Source organism: Arthrobacter sp. (assembly GCF_031179385.1).
In the GTDB taxonomy this organism is placed as follows: domain Bacteria; phylum Actinomycetota; class Actinomycetes; order Actinomycetales; family Micrococcaceae; genus Arthrobacter_D.
This window is the reverse complement of sequence record NZ_JAPSHV010000223.1, coordinates 1-2,161: the sequence shown is the minus strand read 5'-3', so window position 1 is coordinate 2,161 and position 2,161 is coordinate 1. Positions and strand designations below refer to the sequence as shown.

At 64.9% G+C, this 2,161-nt stretch carries 2 protein-coding genes; both read left to right on the top strand.

Translation table 11 applies throughout. The annotated features are described in order from the left end of the window. The coding region (locus RIF85_RS15790; RefSeq protein ID WP_309072848.1) for an amidohydrolase family protein at positions 1-768 on the top strand (768 nt) is incomplete at its 5' end. Positions 769-872: 104 nt separating this feature from the next. Then, on the top strand, positions 873-2,161 hold a 1,289-nt coding region (locus tag RIF85_RS15785; protein WP_309072847.1), incomplete at its 3' end, for a GAF domain-containing serine/threonine-protein kinase.

Genomic DNA, 2,161 nt, shown 5'->3' with positions numbered 1-2,161 from the left:
CCGCATCCCGGCCGGCCGAGCGGAATCGCCGACGGCGTCGAGGAAGTCCGCAAGGTCACCCGGCAGCTGCTGCGCGCCGGCGCCGACCAGATCAAGATCTGTTCGACCGGCGGTGTGCTCTCCCCCACCACCGATCCGCGGCACTCGCAGTTCACCGCTGCCGAAATTGCGGTCATCGTTGAAGAAGCAGAGCTGCAGGGCAAGTACGTCATGTCCCACGCCCAGGGCACAGCGGGTGTCATCAATGCTTTGCGTGCCGGAGTGCGAACCATCGAGCACGGCATCTACCTCGACGACGACGCAATTCAGCTGTTCCTCGACACCAACGCCTACCTGGTGCCGACGCTGTCCGCGCCACAGGCGGTCATCCGCAAGGGCGAAACCGGGACCAGCGGCCTGCCGCCGCAGGTGATCGACAAGGCTCGCCGTGTTGCCGAGGACCATCACCGATCCGTGGCACGGGCCGTCGAAGCCGGCGTCCGGATTGCGATGGGCACCGATTCCGGAGTGGGCGCGCATGGCGAGAACCTCGGCGAACTCTCCCTGATGGCGGACGCGGGCATGAGTCTGGACCAGGTACTGGCTGCCACCACCTCCGTTGCCGGCGAACTCATCACCCCCGAGCACTCGGTGGGCAGGCTTGCACCGGACTACCTCGCCGACGCCGTGGTCCTGAACGGCACGCTGGAATCAGCTGAGCAACTTCCGCGGCTTCGGTCGATGATCGGGGAGGTCTACAAGGACGGCGAGCTGCAGTTCCCGAGCTGAGTCCGGCCCCACCAGCGACGCTTCCCCGGTAGAATATTCATGGCCCCGTAGCACCGCGCACCCCATCCGTCGGTCAGTCAGGAGGCCTCCAGGAAGGGAAGATTATGGTCGAGGTGGGCGCGAACAGCACACCCGAGGTTCTCTTCGGCGGACGCTACCGGCTGCTCGAACGAATCGGGTCCGGAGCGAAAGGCACTGTTCACCGTGCCCGGGATGAGTTTCTCGGCCGCGACGTGGCGATCAAGATCCTCCCTACCGACGTGCTCAACGAGGATCAACAGAAGCGCAACGATGACGAGGTCAAGGTACTGGCGCGGCTGAACCATCACAGCCTGGTAGGACTGCTCGACGCCGGCTCTGATCTGAGCGACCCGAAAGCACCCCGCGTGTACCTGGTCATGGAACTCGTGCGTGGCTTCGATCTACGGCACCGCCTGTCCAAGGGCACCCTGCAGTTGCGCCATACGGCGCAGATCGGCTGCGACCTTGCCGAGGGGCTGGACTACATCCACAGCCAGTCAGTGGTGCACCGGGATATCAAGCCGGCCAACGTGATGCTCTTCGACTATGGCACCAAGGACGCCCGCCTGCGTGCCAAGCTGGCCGACTTCGGGATTGCCGCCCTGGCAGGTACCAAGGGCGACGACGCCAGCGCCCTGACGGGGACCGTCGCATACATGAGTCCCGAGCAGGTCAAGGGTGAGCCGCTCCAACCCGCGAGCGACATCTATTCACTGGGTCTCGTGCTGCTTCAGTGCATCACGGGCAAACTGGAATTTCCCGGTCCGGCGGTGGAGAGCGCCGTCGTCAGGCTTTTCCGGAATCCTGAGATTCCGGCGGGCCTGGATCCGCAATGGTCGGCCCTGTTGACCGCCATGACCTCCACGGATCCGGCCGAGAGGCCCTCCGCCCGTGAGGTCTCAAAGGCGTTGTACGAGCAGACCTTCGCGGGCCGTTCACGGCGCAAGCTAGGCGGCTCCTTGCTTCCTGAGAACGAGGAGCAGCGGCTGGCGGCGGTCCGCCGCTACAACATTCTCGACACGCCACCGGATGGCGCGTTCGACCGTGTCACTTCCCTTGCCGCGCGGATCTTCTCCGTACCGACGGCGATCGTCAGCGTGGTGGACCATGACCGGATCTGGTTCAAGTCCCACTATGGGACCGACGTGGAGCAGCTCGACCGGGACCCGGGACTGTGCGCGTCGGCCATCCTTCAAAACGACCCGTGGGTCATCGAGGACACCGAGACCGACCCGCGGGCGTTGAGCAATCCACTGGTTGCCGGCGAGTTCGGCCTGAAGTTCTATGCCGGCGTTCCGCTGCGGACCCGCGACGGCTTCAACTTGGGCACCCTTTGCATTCTCGATACGGAGTCCCGGGAGTTCACCCCTGA